Below are 15658 nucleotides of genomic sequence, written 5' to 3' on the forward strand. Positions count from 1 at the left end.
CGATGATCCCTTTTAATGCGCCACCGATTGTGGGTACTGAAATTGATTACATGCGCGAGGCCATGGACAGCGGCAAACTGTGCGGTGACGGCGGGTTTACCCTGCGCTGCCAGAAATGGTTTGAACAGCGTTTTAACTGTCCGAAGGTTTTGCTGACGCCGTCCTGTACGGCATCGCTGGAAATGGCCGCGTTGCTGCTGGATATTCAGCCCGGTGACGAAGTGATTATGCCAAGCTTTACGTTTGTTTCGACCGCCAATGCATTCGTTTTACGCGGCGCGAAAATCGTGTTTGTGGATATCCGCCCGGATACCATGAATATTGATGAAACCCTGATTGAAGCTGCGATCACTGAAAAAACGAAAGTGATTGTCCCGGTGCATTACGCGGGTGTGGCCTGTGAAATGGATACCATCATGGCGATCGCCGAAAAACATCATCTGTTTGTGGTGGAAGATGCCGCACAGGGCGTGATGTCAGCTTACAAAGGCAAAGCACTGGGCACCCTTGGTCATATCGGCTGTTTCAGTTTCCACGAAACCAAGAATTACACGGCGGGCGGTGAAGGTGGTGCCACGCTGATTAACGATCCGGCCCTGATTGATCGTGCCGAGATTATCCGTGAAAAAGGCACTAACCGCAGCCAGTTCTTCCGCGGTCAGGTGGATAAATATACCTGGCGGGACATTGGTTCCAGCTATCTGATGTCCGATTTGCAGGCCGCGTATCTGTGGGGGAATCTGGATTCAGCTGAAAAGATCAACCAGCGCCGTCTGGCAATCTGGAATCAGTATTACGAAGCATTGCAGGATCTGGCCGACGCAGGCCGCGTTCAGTTGCCTTCAGTTCCACAAGACTGTGTGCAAAATGCTCATATGTTCTATGTGCGTCTGAGTGATATCGACGACCGTGATGCATTTATTCGTCACATGAAAGCGGCAGATATTCTCACCGTATTCCATTATATCCCGCTGCATGCCTGTCCGGCGGGCGAAGATTTTGGTCGTTTCGCTGGCGTCGATCGTTTCACGACAAAAGAGAGTGAGCGTCTGGTGCGCCTGCCCCTGTTCTACAACATGACCGATGATACGCAGCGTGCGGTGATTACGGCCATGCTGCAATATTTCGCCTGATATGTCGCTGGCAAAAGCATCAGTCTGGACCGCAGGTTCTACGCTGATTAAAATTGGTGCCGGGTTGCTGGTGGTGAAATTGCTGGCCGTGACGTTCGGCCCTGACGGCGTAGGGCAGGCAGGGAATTTCCGCCAGCTCGTGACCGTACTTGGTGTGCTGTCCGGTGCCGGTATTTTCAATGGTATTACTAAATACGTTGCCGAACATCATCAGGATCCTGAGCGGCTTAAAGCTGTACTCGGTACGTCCTCTTCGCTGATTTTGGGTTTCTCGACGCTGCTGGCCGCCATCTTTTTGCTGGCTGCCGGCCCTGTCAGTGTCGGGTTGTTCGGACACGACCGCTATCAGGCCGTTGTGCGGGCCGTGGCATTTATCCAGATGGGCATTGCTTATGCCAACTATTTTCAGGCCATCCTGAAAGGTTATCGTGATGCGACGGGTAACGCGCTGGCTGTAATGGGTGGCAGTCTGATTGGCTTGCTGGCCTATCTCTTGTGTTTCAAACTGGGCGGTTATGAAGGCGCGCTGGCCGGGCTGGCACTGGTGCCAGCGCTGGTCGTTGTGCCTGCGGGCGGCATGTTGTGGCGGCGAAAATCCTTTCCGCTGGCCTACTTAAAGCCGGGCTGGGACCGCTTTATCGCCAGCCATTTGGGAAAGTTTACCCTGATGGCACTGATCACATCTGTCACGTTGCCGGTGGCGTATGTGATGATGCGAAACCTGCTGGCGGAGCATTACAGCTGGAAAGATGTGGGGATCTGGCAGGGCGTCAGCAGTATTTCTGATGCCTATTTGCAGTTTATCACCGCCTCTTTCAGCGTTTATTTATTGCCGACGCTATCGCGCATGACGGATAAACGCGATATTACGCGTGAAATCGTTAAGTCATTAAAATTTGTTCTGCCCGCCGTAGCGGCCGTCAGTTTTACTGTCTGGCTGTTGCGTGACTTTGCTATCTGGTTACTGTTTTCAAAACAATTTATCGCGATGCGCGATTTGTTCGCCTGGCAGTTAGTGGGTGACGTACTGAAAGTCGGCTCTTATGTTTTTGGCTATCTGGTGATTGCGAGAGCCTCTCTGCGTTTTTACGTGCTGACTGAAATCAGCCAGTTTGCGTTACTGACGGGCTTTTCACATTGGTTGATCCCGATACGGGGTTCTCTTGGCGCCGCGCAAGCGTATATGGCGACGTATGTCGTCTATTTCGCCCTGTGCTGTACCGTATTTGTTATTTATCGTAGACGAGCATGACAACGCTGATTCACGTTTTGGGATCTGACATTCCCCACCATAATGTCACCGTGCTGCGCTTTTTTAATGATGTTCTGGCCGAATGCGCGCCTGAAAAGCTGATTTATCATTTTATGGTGGCGGCAGCAGATGCATCAGCATTTGCTGAATTCGCACGTCTGGATATTCGGGTTTATCCGGACAAAAAATCGCTGGCCGACGCGGTGATTTCCCGGGCACAGGATCGTACACATCACTTTTTCTTCCATGGCCAGTTCAACCCGACGCTTTGGCTGGCGCTGCTGACCGGCAAAATTAAATCTCAGCAGGCCAGCTGGCACATCTGGGGCGCAGATCTTTATGAATCGACAGGTGGCCTGAAGTTCCGCCTGTTTTATTTTTTAAGGCGTCTGGCTCAGGGACGTATCGGCCATGTTTTCGCTACCCGCGGCGATCTGATTCATTTCCATCAGAGACATCCGCGCGTGCCGTCCTCATTATTGTATTTCCCGACGCGTATGGATCCGGCGCTGACGCTTTCAGCCGGGCAGCCTGAACCTGCAGAGCCGATGACCGTGCTGGTCGGCAATTCCGGCGATCGCAGTAACCGACATACTGAAGCGCTGCGTTCGTTGCATCAACAGTTTGGTGCCGGTATCCGGGTGATTATTCCTATGGGCTATCCGGCCAATAATGACGCCTATATCGAGCAGGTTCGCCGCGAGGCGCTCAAACTTTTTGCGCCCGGGAATGTTGAGCTGATGACCGGTTCGATGCCTTTTGCACAATATCTCGACGTGCTGCGTGGTTGCTCGCTGGGGTATTTTATTTTTGACCGCCAGCAGGGTATCGGGACGCAATGTTTGCTGATTCAGTTCGGCGTGCCGTTTGTGGTCAGCCGTCAGAATCCGTTCTGGCAGGATCTGGCAGAACAAAATCTGCCGGTATTGTTTTACGGTGACGCACTTGATACCCGAACTGTGGCCGAAGCGCGGCGCCAGTTGCTGACTACGGACCGGAAGAATATCGCATTCTTCAGCCCGAATTACATCGCCGGCTGGCAACAGGCGTTACTGCTGGCGGCAGGAGAAACATCATGACAATGGCACAGCTTGGCGGCCTGTCTGTCGTTTATGCGTTCTCGCTGTTGTTCATTTTGACGCTGACCTACAAAGAATTTCGCCGTGTGCGTTTTAACTTCAACGTCCTGTTTTCGCTGTTGTATCTGCTGACGTTCTATTTCGGTTTTCCGCTGACCTGTCTGCTGGTTTTCCAGTTTGATGTCAACGTCGTACCGGTTGAAAACCTGTTACAGGCGATGCTGGCCGCAACCTGTTTTTACGGTATTTATTATGTCAGTTATAAAACGCGGTTGAGGGCAAAACGTGATGGCCCGTCCCGTACACTGTTTACGATGAACCGTGTCGAAACCCATCTGACCTGGTTTTTACTGGCACTTATCGCCGTGGTAACCGTGTCCATCTTCTTTACGCATAACGGATTTTTGCTGTTTAAGCTCAAATCGTACAGCCAGATTTTTTCCAGTGATGTGTCCGGGGTTGCGCTTAAACGCTTCTTTTACTTCTTCCTGCCAGCGATGCTGGTGGTGTTCTTCCTCAAACCCAATCCGCAGCGCTGGCTGTTTTTCCTGGTCAGTACCGTCGCATTTGGTTTACTCACGTATATTATTGTTGGCGGGACACGCGCGAATATCATTATCGCGTTCGCGCTGTTTTTGTTTATCGGCATCGTACGCGGCTGGATTAGTTTGTGGATGCTGGCGGTGGCGGGCGTACTGGGCATTGTCGGTATGTTCTGGCTGGCGCTGAAACGTTACGGGCTGAATGTCAGCGGCCCTGAGGCGTTTTATACCTTCCTGTACCTGACGCGTGATACGTTCTCGCCATGGGAAAATCTGGGACTGTTGCTGCAAAATTACGACAAAATTAGTTTTCAGGGACTGGCACCGATTATTCGTGATTTCTACGTCTTTATCCCCAGCTGGCTATGGCATGACCGTCCGGGTGTGGTGCTCAACACCGCCAACTATTTCACCTGGGATGTGCTCGGTAACCATTCCGGTCTGGCCATTTCGCCAACGCTGATTGGCTCGCTGGTTGTGATGGGCGGCGTGTGGTTTATCCCGCTGGGTGCGGTGGCGGTTGGGATGATCATTAAATGGTTCGACTGGCTTTATGAAAAAGGCAAAGCGGAGACCAACATTTATAAAGCGGCCATTCTGCAAAGTTTTTGCTTTGGTGCCGTGTTCAATATGATCGTACTTGCCCGCGAAGGCGTGGATTCCTTTTTCTCACGGGTGGTGTTTTTCTGTGTCGTATTCGCAACTTGTCTGGTTGTCGCAAAATTATTGTACTGGATGTTTGACGCCGCCGGGCTGATACGAGCCAGGATGCCGGTCAGAAAAAACCTCATGGAGCCTTTGGTAGTAAGGAAGATGGATGAATTTGGAGAATAACGTCCCGCAATATGATATTCGCGGGATCCGCCTTTGGGGCTTTCGCAATATGGCGCATTTTCTTGATTATCTTTTTGCCGGTCATCAGGTGAAAAAAGGTTCGCTGGTGGCGATAAATGCAGAGAAAGTGCTGACGGTCGAAAGCAACCCTGAAATGCGTACGCTGATCGACCATGCGGAGTTTAAATACCCCGACGGGATCAGCATTGTGCGCGCTATACGGCGTAAATATCCGCAGTCACGCGTCTCGCGTATCGCAGGGGCTGACCTCTGGGAAGGATTGATGGAGCGCGCAGGGCGTGAAGGAACACCGGTCTTTCTGATCGGCGGTAAACCGGAAGTCCTGATGCAGACGGAAGAAAAATTGCGATTGCTGTGGAACGTCAATATTGTTGGCAGCCAGAATGGGTATTTTGTGCCTGAACAGCGCGAAGCATTGTTTGAAAAGGTAAAAAGCAGCGGAGCATCTATCGTGACCGTGGCGATGGGGTCACCAAAGCAGGAAATCCTGATGCGTGACTGCCGTCGTGTGCATCCAGATGCGCTTTACATGGGCATCGGTGGGACCTATGACGTCTTTACCGGGCATGTTAAACGAGCCCCTAAAATCTGGCAAAATCTGGGGCTGGAATGGCTCTACCGGCTGATTTTACAGCCCAGCCGTTTGCGTCGTCAGCTCAAACTGCTCAAATTTATCCGTTACTACTATACCGGTCGTCTGTAATATTTGCGCCGTGGCTGATCTTCAGCGCGGCGTTTTACCTCTCATTTTACTCTACCCTTTACTGTCGTTTGCACCCTGACATGTCTACCTGTGCGGATCTTTCTCAATTGTGGTTTGCAACTCATCCTGAAATGCGGAACCATAACGCCGTTTTTCCGCCCTGTACGGGCATCATCACCCATAAAAATAACATTCCGGTCATTCCGGAAGGCAAACACAATTACAGAGAAACTGAGGAATTATGGCGAATCAAGAAGAAAAGGGTGGGCTACACCGGGGGCTTGAAGCGAGGCACATAGAGCTGATAGCGCTGGGCGGCACTATCGGCGTAGGATTATTTATGGGCGCAGCCAGTACTCTGAAATGGGCCGGGCCTTCAGTGTTGCTGGCCTATATTCTGGCGGGCGTGTTCGTCTTCTTTATCATGCGCTCAATGGGTGAAATGCTGCATCTGGAGCCCGTTGCCGGTTCGTTCGCCGTCTATGCCCATAAATATCTTGGACCATACTATGGCTACCTGACCGCCTGGAGTTACTGGTTTATGTGGATAGCGGTGGGGATTTCTGAAATCACCGCGATTGGTGTATACGCCCAATACTGGTTCCCGGATTTACCACAGTGGATCCCCGCGCTGATCGCGGTGGCGATTGTGGCCTCTGCTAACCTTGCTGCGGTGAAACTGTATGGTGAAATGGAGTTCTGGTTTGCGCTGATCAAAATTACCACCATCATTGTGATGATCGTGGTCGGGCTGGCGGTGATTTTCTTCGGATTCGGCAATCATGGCGAAGCTATCGGTTTTGGCAACCTGACGGCACACGGCGGCTTCTTTGCGGGTGGCTGGAAAGGTTTCCTGTTTGCGCTGTGTATTGTTGTGGCGTCCTATCAGGGCGTGGAACTGGTGGGTATTACTGCCGGTGAAGCGAAGAATCCGCAGGTTACGCTTAAACGTGCCATCAATAACATTTTGTGGCGTATCCTGATTTTCTACGTCGGCGCAATTTTCGTCATCATCACCATTTTCCCGTGGAACGAAATGGGCACCCACGGCAGCCCGTTCGTTCTGACATTTGCGAAGATTGGTATTGCTTCGGCTGCAGGCATTATTAACTTTGTCGTGCTGACGGCAGCATTGTCAGGCTGTAACAGCGGTATGTACAGTTGCGGACGTATGCTTTATGCGCTGTCTGAGAATCGCCAGTTGCCTGCGTTTCTGAGCAATGTCTCGAAAAGTGGTGTGCCGGTTTACGGTATTGCGATCACTATTTTGTGTCTGCTGGTCGGTTCGTGCCTGAACTACATCATTCCGAATCCTGAGAAAGTATTCGTGTATGTCTACAGTGCCAGCGTACTGCCGGGTATGGTGCCATGGTTTGTGGTATTGATCAGCCAGTTACGTTTCCGTGACGCGCACAAAGAGAAACTGAAAAACCATCCGTTTAAGTCGGTTCTCTTCCCTTATACCAACTACCTGACGCTGATATTCCTGGCATGTGTGCTGGTCGGTATGGCAATTAACCCGGATACGCGGGTTTCTTTACTGGTAGGGGGTATTTTTATTGCGGCAGTCTCGCTGATATACTTCGGCCTCGGCATGCATAAGCGTGCCGCGCTGACGGCAGAAAAAGTAAAATAACGTCGTAAGTCACGGGTGGGGAAGGCAAGATGCTTACTTTTACTGCGTATTGGATAAAGCGTAATCAAACGCAATATTTCTGATAAAAAGCACTAGACAGCCAGGCGTTAAAACCGTAGTATCCCCACCCGCAACGGCGCTAAGCGCCCGTAGCTCAGCTGGATAGAGCGCTGCCCTCCGGAGGCAGAGGTCTCAGGTTCGAATCCTGTCGGGCGCACCATTTAGTATGCGCTAGAGTTGCGGTGGAATGTTGAAGTCAGGCAGTTCACGTTAGTTAGAGATATGGTGGCTATAGCTCAGTTGGTAGAGCCCTGGATTGTGATTCCAGTTGTCGTGGGTTCGAGTCCCATTAGCCACCCCACTCTAAAAATGGTTTTGTGATTGTGACATGCGATGGTGGCGGAATTGGTAGACGCGCTAGCTTCAGGTGTTAGTGTCCTTCGGATGTGAGGGTTCGAGTCCCTCCCTTCGCACCACACACAAAATACATTTAAATGATGCAGTTAGCATCAGGAAGTAGTAAGATGCACGACATCGGCGAGTAGCGCAGCTTGGTAGCGCAACTGGTTTGGGACCAGTGGGTCGGAGGTTCGAATCCTCTCTCGCCGACCATATTTGAAGAACCTGCTTTTTTAAAGCAGGTTTTTTTTCGTCCGGAGTTTATGAGGATGAGAACCTCCGAAGGAGGTTTGAGCCGAGCGAAGCGAGACCACGTTGCTTTAGCAACGGCCCGCAGGGCAAGCATCGCAGATGCGCGTAATCCTCTCTCGCCGACCATATTTGAAGAACCTGCTTTTTTAAAGCAGGTTTTTTTTCGTCCGTATAAAACCTTTTCCCCTCTCACTGCCTGTGTTGTTTATCCGCGACATACCCGCTTTCTTTTGTCTCAGACGGGAGACATTTATCTCCTTGAAAATAATGGATTAACTTCTCAGCCTGCACAGTTGTCGTTTGCAGGCGACGGTTCACCGGCAAAGGGGGAAAGGAAACGTGGCAGTTAAAAATTATTGTTCACATGCCGTAAAATAAATATTTTTAAAATCAAATAGATAAAATTTTTTTAATCAGGTATTGCCATACTGGCACGCGTCCTGCAATATTCCCGCCGTAGATGCTCATTCCACCCATTATGTTTGCTCCGGCTTCATAAACCTGGGAATGATGCAGAGCCAATTTACAGTGCCTATTGTCATCCTGACCGATAACGCGCAAGCGCTATCATCCAGAAGGCAAAACGTTGAGTGAGGCACTACATCTGTTGTCCTGGACCTGATTGTTTTTATACACCTGCATAAACGGCAGGTGTTTTTTTTTGCCCATACCCGTCATCCTTTGAGCTGCAGATACGCTGGTCGCTCTTCGTCATCCGTATCACTGACTTATGTCAGCTCATTGGTATCCCTTCGTTTGCCGCCTTTCTGCAACTCAAATCATTTAGGGTATAAGGATTGATGACATAAAAAAGGCTCCCGAAGGAGCCTTTTTTATTCTGAGTGACCCGTTACGGTTGTTGTGAATTATTCAGCGTCAGCATCAATCCTTCACGACGCATCTCAGCGGCTTCTGCCGGTTTATGCAGCTTATCCAGCGCATCAGCCAGCCACGCATAATCATACGCGTCAGGGCGTTGTTTCAGTGCCTCACGGAAGGCCTCACTCGCCTGCTGCCATTCGCCATGCTTCATCAGCAACTGACCGAGCGTGCTGCTCAGTAGCGGTGTGGTGCCGTTTTGCTTAATGAGCTGACGCAGGGTTTTTTCGAGTTGCTCAGGATTACCCGAACGCAGCTTCGGCATCAGCGCGACCAGCCGGTCGTCATACTGGCGTTTCAGCCCGTCGAGGATCACTTCCTGCGCCAGATCCTGATCATTGCATTCAATCAGATGCGTCGCCATCGCGACCTGTAAGGCCACTTCATGACGGGTTTTACGGCTCTGATCTTTCCACCAGCGCTTCAGGCCTTCGCTGCCTTCTTCAGCCATCAGCTGATTCATCATGCCGACATAAGCCTGCTCCTGAAGCATACGGATTTCATCGTCAGTATGAATATCGGCTTTCGCCATCGACGGTAAAATCTCCAGCAGAGAACCATAAGCGCCAGTCAGAAGATAAGCCTGCTCTGCCAGGCGTAACACTTCCGGATGGCGTGGCGACTGGCCCAGCAAACGGTCAACGCCGTGGCGTGCTGCGTGAACTTCGCCTCTGGCCAGCTGGATACGCACGCGGGTGATATCGACCGGCATCTGGTCGGTATCGGCGATTTCCGCTGCACGCTCCAGATATTGATTGGTGCGGATATCGTCGCCGCGCTGTTGCGCCGCTTCCGCTGCCAGTAAATAGTTCACTACCGGTTGTTCGGCGTGATCGGCATGACGGGCCAGCAATTTCTCCATCTGACGGTGATCGCCTTCCGCCAGTTTGAGCATCGCTGCCTGAGTTTGCTTGCGCGCTTTAGAGCTTTTGCGCCCGGCAAACCAGCCGCGGGTACGCGCACCGGTACGCAGAACGCGGCGCAGGATCCATTCAATCAGGAACAGCACCAGAATCAGTACGATCAGCATGATGACCAAACCGGTGACGCTGGTTTCGATGTTGTAATTGTCGGTCTGGATCAGGACATAACCCTGATGGCCGGCCAGGATCGGGCCGACGATAATCCCGGCAAACACAATCAGGAATAACACGAAAACTCGTAACATGTGTTATTCCCCCTGTGTGGCGGCGGCGGGCTGCTGAAGCAGGTTACGCACGCGGGTCTGCATCAGTTTTTCCAGCATCGGCTGGCTTTTCAGCTCATCCGGCACGTCCATCGAAACAGATTGCTGGCTGAGATTGTCCAGTTCTTCCAGGAACGCTTTGGTCGAAGGATCTGAAGTATCGAAGTAAGCGCGAACCCAGGTCGAGACGCTTTCCAGTGACTGTTTGTACACTTCGTCCTGATGGCGCGGCACGGCCTGCGCGGCAATCAGCAGACGCGAGCGGATGTTTTCGCGCAAATACACGTCCTGATTCGGTGCCAGAAGCGGTTCAGCACTGCTATCACGGCGGCGAATCGTGATGAAGTCATCCATAAAGTTGTGCCAGCTTTTGGTCAGATTCTGACGCCATTCGGTCAGTGAGCCGGACAAACTGGAACTGTCGTTGTCCATCGGAGAGTCGTCAGTATCATTGTCCGCCAGACGCAGGTTATCTACCTGATTTGACAGCTGATTCAGTTTGAGAATGATGCCATCAAAATCGACCTGTGCAACGGCAGAAAGGCTACCCACGTCTTCATTCAGCGCGCGGCGCACCTCAATCAGGCTTGGATCGTTCATGTCCGCCAGGCTGGCATCGGCGCTTTTCAGCAGTGCGGCGGCGGTGGTGACATCCTGATCACTCCACAATTTGCGCCCAGCGAGTTTCACCAGATAATCGGCCTGCGCCAGTAACCAGGTCTTAGCATCGCTGCCGGAAATGCTGGCAACCTTATCTTGTAATTCATTCAACTGGCGACCAAACGAAGCCTGCTGGCGGTCGGCCTCTTGCCGGGTCTTTTGCTGCTGTGTGAGCAGATCAGCAATTTGCTGTTTGTCCTGCTGCTGGGTTTTTTGCAGCGCATCGAGTTGTTCAGAAAGCGCTTCGTCTGAGGCGGCCTGCGCCAGTGATTGCTGGTGGCCGTGATAATAGAGACCGGCACCCAGTACTATAACCAGTACAATGGCGATAGCGCCCAGTACCGGCGCTGTACGTTGCTTTTTGCGCAACGTTTTCAATTCCTGTTCCCGGTCGGAAGCGTCTGGCTGGGGGCTCTCAACCGCTGGGGAGATAACAACATTCTCATCCGGCGCGGAAGGATTTTTTTGTTCCGTCATTTTGGCACATCCCTTAGTCAGGTAGTTGTAATGCGCGGATCAGCGCATCATTGTCTGCATTTCCGGCAACCCGAATTGCGCTCCAGCCAAGCTGGCGTGCGAGGGCTGCCAAACGCTCACTGACCACCACCAGATTACAGTGCAGTAACCATGAATGTCGGTAGTAATCAGGAACTAATTGGTAAAGCTGTTGCAGCATTTCTCCGCTGGTCACAACCAGCGTATCAATTCCGGCACGTTGCCAGAGCGCACTCTGTTCACTGCCATCGTAGAAAACCGGGCTGCGCTGATAACATTCGCAGTAAGTCACATGGACACCGCGTTCAGTCAGCGTTTCAGCTAACAATTCCCGTCCGCCATTACCGCGCAGTATCAGTGCTTTTTTACCTTGTATGCGTTGCAATGCCGGAAGATTCAATAACATCTCGCTGGTTTCGCCATCCTGGGGATAGAGAACCGGCAGGCTGCTGACCCGATGGAAAATCAGGCCCGTAGTACGGCCAATAGCAAAATAATTCACGGTGTCCGGCCAGTTCGTGGCGGACTGACGCAAGATACGGTCAGCGTAACTGACGGCATGTTGCGAGAGCACAAACACCAGATCTTGCTGATTTAATGAGGATAGCAGGTTCGGGAGCGATGCGAGCTGGTTCCCCGGTGCAAAATCAATCAGCGGGGAATGGAAGGCAACCCGTCCCATTGCGCGCAGCCGGCTGACCAGTGCTTCTCCTGCCGGAGAGGGGCGGGTGACCAGAATGGTCATTTAGGCGCGTTCCCCTGATACACCTCATGCAGAATTTCGCGCGCGCCGTTGGCGAGCAATTCTTCTGCCAGGTCGATACCCATGCTGTGTGCTTGAGCGGCCGGACCGCGACGTTCGCCGCACACCATCTGGCTGCCGTCCGGTGCGCCGACCAAAGCACGAAGCCAGAGTTCGTCACCTTTCAGCTCGGCATAGCTGCCGATGGGAACCTGACATCCGCCTTCAAGACGCATATTCATTGCCCGTTCAGCCTGTACACGTACTGTCGTTTCGTGGTGCGCCAGGGGAGCCAGCAAGTCGCGGGTGGTTTGATCGTCAAGGCGGCATTCAATGCCGACGGCACCTTGTCCTACGGCGGGCAGGCATTCTTCCGGTGTCAGTGCGTAAGTGATGCGGTTTTCCAGACCCAGGCGTTTCAGGCCCGCGACAGCCAGAATAATGGCATCATATTCACCGTTATCGAGTTTGGATAAGCGGGTGCCTACATTGCCGCGCAGATCACGGATCACCAGATCCGGACGTTTCTGACGCAGCTGGCACTGACGCCGCAGGCTTGATGTGCCGAGGATACTGCCTTGCGGTAAATCGGTCAGACTGGCGTAGTGATTAGAGACGAAAGCATCGCGCGGATCTTCGCGTTCACAAATAGTGACCAGTCCCAGGCCCTCGGGGAATTCTACCGGGACGTCTTTCATGGAATGCACGGCGATATCCGCACGGCCATCAAGCATCGCCAGTTCAAGTTCTTTGACGAACAAACCTTTGCCGCCGACCTTAGCCAGCGGGGTATCTAAAATGATATCGCCCTTGGTCACCATGGGAACCAGTTCCACCTGCAAACCGGGGTGACAGGCCATCAGCTGGCTTTGAACATATTGTGCCTGCCACAAAGCCAGCGGGCTCTGACGGGTGGCAATTCGAATGATTTTGTCTAACATGTTTGTTACCGTTTAACTGTCTCTGTGACCATCCTACCACTGACAATAGAAAGCTGTCAGCGTAAGAAGCCATTCGTAAAAGAAGGTTAACGGACGTTGAAGAGATTTGTTCCGTTTCGGAACAGGCGATAAAATACAGAGAAGCGGAAGCGTAATTGTGGTGCGTTACTTTCTTTACGGTCAAACAGCAAGGTGTTAAATTGATCACGTTTCCAGCAATTATTCGTCAACTATTTGCACGGCTGCGATCGGGCAAAGTATAAGCATCACGATAAATGACGGATTTGGAACGGGGTTCTTTCCAGACACTGTATAATCAGGCGAAACGTCTTGTACCTCTACATCGAGACATTGAAGCAAAGACTGGATGCGATCAATCAGTTACGGGTGGATCGCGCACTGGCAGCCATGGGTCCTGCGTTTCAACAGGTCTATCAGCTGCTTCCTGTCTTTCTACATCAACATCATCCTCTGATGCCAGGATACCTTGAAGGTAAGGTTCCGCATGGTATCTGTATTTTCACGCCTGATGAATCCCAACAAACCTACCTGACTGACCTTGAAGATAAATGGGGCAGCGCGTTTGAACCTCTGGTGAAAGGTGAATTGCCAATCACGGGTGTGTATTCCATGGGCAGTACTTCTTCCATCGGTCAGAGCCAAAGTTCTGATCTCGATATCTGGGTCTGCCATCAGTCATGGCTCGATAATGAAGAGCGCAACCGCCTACAGCAAAAATGCAGCCTGTTAGAAAAATGGGCCGCCTCGCTGGGTGTGGAAGTCAGCTTTTTCCTGATCGACGAAAACCGCTTCCGCCATAATGAAAGCGGCAGCCTGGGGGGTGAGGACTGCGGTTCAACACAGCACATCTTATTGCTCGACGAATTCTACCGTACCGCCGTCCGTCTGGCCGGTAAGCGTATTCTGTGGAATATGGTGCCGGGCGAAGAAGAAGCGCATTACGACGAATACGTGCTTTCGCTTTATGCACAGGGCGTACTGACGCCAAACGAATGGCTCGATCTCGGTGGCCTCAGTACGCTGTCGGCAGAAGAGTATTTCGGCGCGAGCCTTTGGCAATTGTATAAAAGTATCGATTCTCCTTATAAAGCGGTACTCAAAACGTTGCTGCTGGAAACCTATTCCTGGGAATACCCTAAAACGCAGCTGCTGGCGATGGATATTAAACAACGCCTGCATCAGGGCGAGATCGTCTGCTTCGGGCTTGATTCCTATTGTATGATGCTCGACCGCGTGACCCGTTATCTCACCCAGATTGAAGATTTCACCCGCCTTGATTTAGTCCGCCGTTGTTTCTATTTAAAAGTCTGTGAAAAACTCTCCCGTGCGCGGGCGTCGGTAGGCTGGCGTCGTGAAATACTCAGCCAGCTGGTAACGGAATGGGGATGGGATGAAGAACGTCTGGCCATTCTGGATAACCGGGCGAACTGGAAAATCGAGCGCGTGCGCGAAGCGCATAACGAACTGCTTGATGCCATGATGCAAAGCTATCGCAACCTGATCCGCTTTGCCCGTCGCAACAATTTAAGCGTCAGTGCCAGCCCGCAGGATATCGGCGTGCTGACCCGTAAATTGTACGCCGCATTTGAAGCGCTGCCGGGTAAAGTCACGCTGGTGAATCCGCAAATTTCGCCTGACTTGTCAGAAGGTGATTTAACCTTTATTCATGTACCGATTGGCCGTGCGAACCGCACCGGCTGGTATCTGTATAATCAGTCGCCGTCGATGGAATCTATTGTCAGCCATCAGCCGCTCGAATATAACCGCTATCTGAATAAACTGGTGGCGTGGGCCTATTTCAATGGTCTGCTGACCTCCACCACGCGCCTGCACATTAAAAGTGGCAGCTTGTGTGATATCGCTAAACTGCGCGAACTGGTGGCGGATGTTTCACACAGCTTCCCGTTGCGTCTGGCGGCACCGACGCCTAAAGCGTTGTACAGTCCGTGCGAAATTCGCCACTTAGCGATTATCGTGAATCTGGAACACGATCCGACCGCAGCGTTTCGCAATCAGGTGGTGCATTTTGATTTCCGTAAACTGGATGTCTTCAGTTTCGGGCAGAATCAGCAATGTATGGTTGGCAGTATTGACCTGCTTTATCGCAACTCATGGAATGAAGTGCGTACGCTGCATTTCAGCGGGGAACAGGCGGTTCTGGAAGCGCTGAAAACGATTCTGGGCAAAATGCATCAGGATGCCGCACCGCCGGAATCGGTGGAGGTGTTCTGTTACAGCCAGCATTTACGCGGTCTTATCCGTACGCGGATTCAGCAACTGGTATCGGAATGCATTGAGCTTCGCCTGTCGAGCAAACGACTTGAACCCGGGCGTTTCAAAGCCGTGCGTGTTGCCGGGCAAACCTGGGGATTGTTCTTTGAACGCCTCAGCGTTTCAGTGCAAAAGCTGGAGAATGCGATTGAATTCTATGGCGCGATTTCCAATAACAAACTGCACGGTTTGTCGGTGAAATTGCAGACCGATCAGGCGCATCTGCCGGCAGTGATTGACGGCTATGCCAGTGAAGGGATTATTCAGTTCTTCTTTGAAGACAGTTCGGACGACATCGGCTTTAATATCTATATTCTTGATGAATCCAACCGTGTTGAGGTTTATCACCATTGCGAAGGCAGCAAAGAGGATCTGGTGCGCGATGTCAGCCGGTTCTACTCGTCTTCCCATGACCGGTTTACCTACGGCTCAAGCTTTATTAACTTCAACCTGCCGCAGTTTTATCAGATTGTGTCACTTGATAATCGGATCCAGGTGATCCCTTTTCGCAGCAACGCCCTCTCTGCCGCCTGCGCCACTTTGCCTGAAACCGACGCAGAACCTTCTCGTCTGAAGCAGCAATTTCAGTTGCATTAGAAAAGGTGTCCGTAT

The 15658-nt window shown here is 51.8% G+C and carries 11 protein-coding genes, 4 tRNA genes and 1 other RNA gene; 12 read left to right on the plus strand and 4 right to left on the minus strand.

Going from position 1 to position 15658, the window contains the following annotated elements; genetic code table 11:
* Nucleotides 1–2 precede the first annotated feature (2 nt).
* The 11 genes from rffA to J1781_RS05300 all read left to right on the plus strand — a co-directional run bounded on the left by rffA (nucleotide 3) and on the right by J1781_RS05300 (nucleotide 7977).
* The gene (gene rffA / locus J1781_RS05250) at nucleotides 3–1133 is read left to right on the plus strand and encodes a dTDP-4-amino-4,6-dideoxygalactose transaminase (protein WP_129955217.1); all 1131 of its coding nucleotides are present in this window, start codon (nucleotides 3–5) and stop codon (nucleotides 1131–1133) included.
* Nucleotide 1134: 1 nt separating this feature from the next.
* The gene (gene wzxE / locus J1781_RS05255) at nucleotides 1135–2385 is read left to right on the plus strand and encodes a lipid III flippase WzxE (protein WP_217220840.1); all 1251 of its coding nucleotides are present in this window, start codon (nucleotides 1135–1137) and stop codon (nucleotides 2383–2385) included.
* On the plus strand, nucleotides 2382–3464 hold the full coding sequence (locus J1781_RS05260; RefSeq protein WP_129955215.1) for a TDP-N-acetylfucosamine:lipid II N-acetylfucosaminyltransferase: 1083 nt from the start codon (nucleotides 2382–2384) through the stop codon (nucleotides 3462–3464). The genes wzxE and J1781_RS05260 overlap by 4 nt, the downstream gene beginning before the upstream one ends.
* Nucleotides 3461–4840, plus strand: coding sequence for an ECA oligosaccharide polymerase (gene wzyE, locus J1781_RS05265; RefSeq protein WP_217220837.1), 1380 nt, complete (start codon nucleotides 3461–3463; stop codon nucleotides 4838–4840). The genes J1781_RS05260 and wzyE overlap by 4 nt, the downstream gene beginning before the upstream one ends.
* A complete protein-coding gene (gene wecG / locus J1781_RS05270) occupies nucleotides 4824–5564 on the plus strand; it encodes a lipopolysaccharide N-acetylmannosaminouronosyltransferase (protein WP_129992146.1) in 741 nt (246 codons plus the stop codon). Before wzyE ends, wecG begins: the two co-directional genes overlap by 17 nt.
* A 241-nt stretch (nucleotides 5565–5805) precedes the next feature.
* The gene (gene thrP / locus J1781_RS05275) at nucleotides 5806–7200 is read left to right on the plus strand and encodes a bifunctional threonine/serine APC transporter ThrP (protein WP_129955212.1); all 1395 of its coding nucleotides are present in this window, start codon (nucleotides 5806–5808) and stop codon (nucleotides 7198–7200) included.
* A gap of 143 nt (nucleotides 7201–7343) precedes the next feature.
* Nucleotides 7344–7420: transfer RNA gene (locus J1781_RS05280), tRNA-Arg, on the plus strand.
* A 65-nt stretch (nucleotides 7421–7485) separates the two neighbouring features.
* Nucleotides 7486–7561: transfer RNA gene (locus tag J1781_RS05285), tRNA-His, on the plus strand.
* A 29-nt stretch (nucleotides 7562–7590) separates the two neighbouring features.
* Nucleotides 7591–7676: transfer RNA gene (locus J1781_RS05290), tRNA-Leu, on the plus strand.
* A gap of 59 nt (nucleotides 7677–7735) precedes the next feature.
* Nucleotides 7736–7812: transfer RNA gene (locus tag J1781_RS05295), tRNA-Pro, on the plus strand.
* Nucleotides 7813–7848: 36 nt separating this feature from the next.
* A non-coding RNA gene (locus tag J1781_RS05300) (RtT sRNA) lies at nucleotides 7849–7977 on the plus strand.
* A 724-nt stretch (nucleotides 7978–8701) separates the two neighbouring features.
* On the opposite strand, the gene hemY is transcribed toward J1781_RS05300, so the two are convergent.
* Genes hemY through hemC form a run of 4 tightly spaced genes read right to left on the minus strand, consistent with a single transcriptional unit; the run spans nucleotide 8702 to nucleotide 12754 of the window.
* On the minus strand, nucleotides 8702–9898 hold the full coding sequence (hemY, locus tag J1781_RS05305; RefSeq protein ID WP_129955211.1) for a protoheme IX biogenesis protein HemY: 1197 nt from the start codon (nucleotides 9896–9898) through the stop codon (nucleotides 8702–8704).
* Between the two features lie 3 nt (nucleotides 9899–9901).
* On the minus strand, nucleotides 9902–11053 hold the full coding sequence (gene hemX / locus J1781_RS05310) for a uroporphyrinogen-III C-methyltransferase (RefSeq protein WP_129955210.1): 1152 nt from the start codon (nucleotides 11051–11053) through the stop codon (nucleotides 9902–9904).
* Between the two features lie 13 nt (nucleotides 11054–11066).
* The gene (gene hemD, locus J1781_RS05315) at nucleotides 11067–11816 is read right to left on the minus strand and encodes a uroporphyrinogen-III synthase (RefSeq protein ID WP_129955209.1); all 750 of its coding nucleotides are present in this window, start codon (nucleotides 11814–11816) and stop codon (nucleotides 11067–11069) included.
* Nucleotides 11813–12754, minus strand: coding sequence for a hydroxymethylbilane synthase (gene hemC / locus J1781_RS05320; RefSeq protein WP_217233297.1), 942 nt, complete (start codon nucleotides 12752–12754; stop codon nucleotides 11813–11815). Before hemC ends, hemD begins: the two co-directional genes overlap by 4 nt.
* Nucleotides 12755–13084: 330 nt before the next feature.
* Between hemC and J1781_RS05325 the strand changes: the two genes are divergently transcribed.
* Entirely contained in the window at nucleotides 13085–15643 is a 2559-nt protein-coding gene (locus J1781_RS05325; RefSeq protein ID WP_129955207.1) for a class I adenylate cyclase, read from the plus strand.
* Nucleotides 15644–15658 lie beyond the last annotated feature (15 nt).

Source organism: Rahnella perminowiae, assembly GCF_019049695.1.
GTDB classification, from domain to species: domain Bacteria; phylum Pseudomonadota; class Gammaproteobacteria; order Enterobacterales; family Enterobacteriaceae; genus Rahnella; species Rahnella perminowiae.

What these genes read in the sequence shown, in the direction of transcription:
- rffA (WP_129955217.1), top strand. Translation starts at nt 3, where the DNA reads ATGATCCCTTTTAATGCGCCACCGATTGTGGGTACTGAAATTGATTAC.
- wzxE (WP_217220840.1), top strand. Translation starts at nt 1,135, where the DNA reads ATGTCGCTGGCAAAAGCATCAGTCTGGACCGCAGGTTCTACGCTGATT.
- J1781_RS05260 (WP_129955215.1), top strand. Translation starts at nt 2,382, where the DNA reads ATGACAACGCTGATTCACGTTTTGGGATCTGACATTCCCCACCATAAT.
- wzyE (WP_217220837.1), top strand. Translation starts at nt 3,461, where the DNA reads ATGACAATGGCACAGCTTGGCGGCCTGTCTGTCGTTTATGCGTTCTCG.
- wecG (WP_129992146.1), top strand. Translation starts at nt 4,824, where the DNA reads ATGAATTTGGAGAATAACGTCCCGCAATATGATATTCGCGGGATCCGC.
- thrP (WP_129955212.1), top strand. Translation starts at nt 5,806, where the DNA reads ATGGCGAATCAAGAAGAAAAGGGTGGGCTACACCGGGGGCTTGAAGCG.
- hemY (WP_129955211.1), bottom strand. Translation starts at nt 9,898, where the DNA reads ATGTTACGAGTTTTCGTGTTATTCCTGATTGTGTTTGCCGGGATTATC.
- hemX (WP_129955210.1), bottom strand. Translation starts at nt 11,053, where the DNA reads ATGACGGAACAAAAAAATCCTTCCGCGCCGGATGAGAATGTTGTTATC.
- hemD (WP_129955209.1), bottom strand. Translation starts at nt 11,816, where the DNA reads ATGACCATTCTGGTCACCCGCCCCTCTCCGGCAGGAGAAGCACTGGTC.
- hemC (WP_217233297.1), bottom strand. Translation starts at nt 12,754, where the DNA reads ATGTTAGACAAAATCATTCGAATTGCCACCCGTCAGAGCCCGCTGGCT.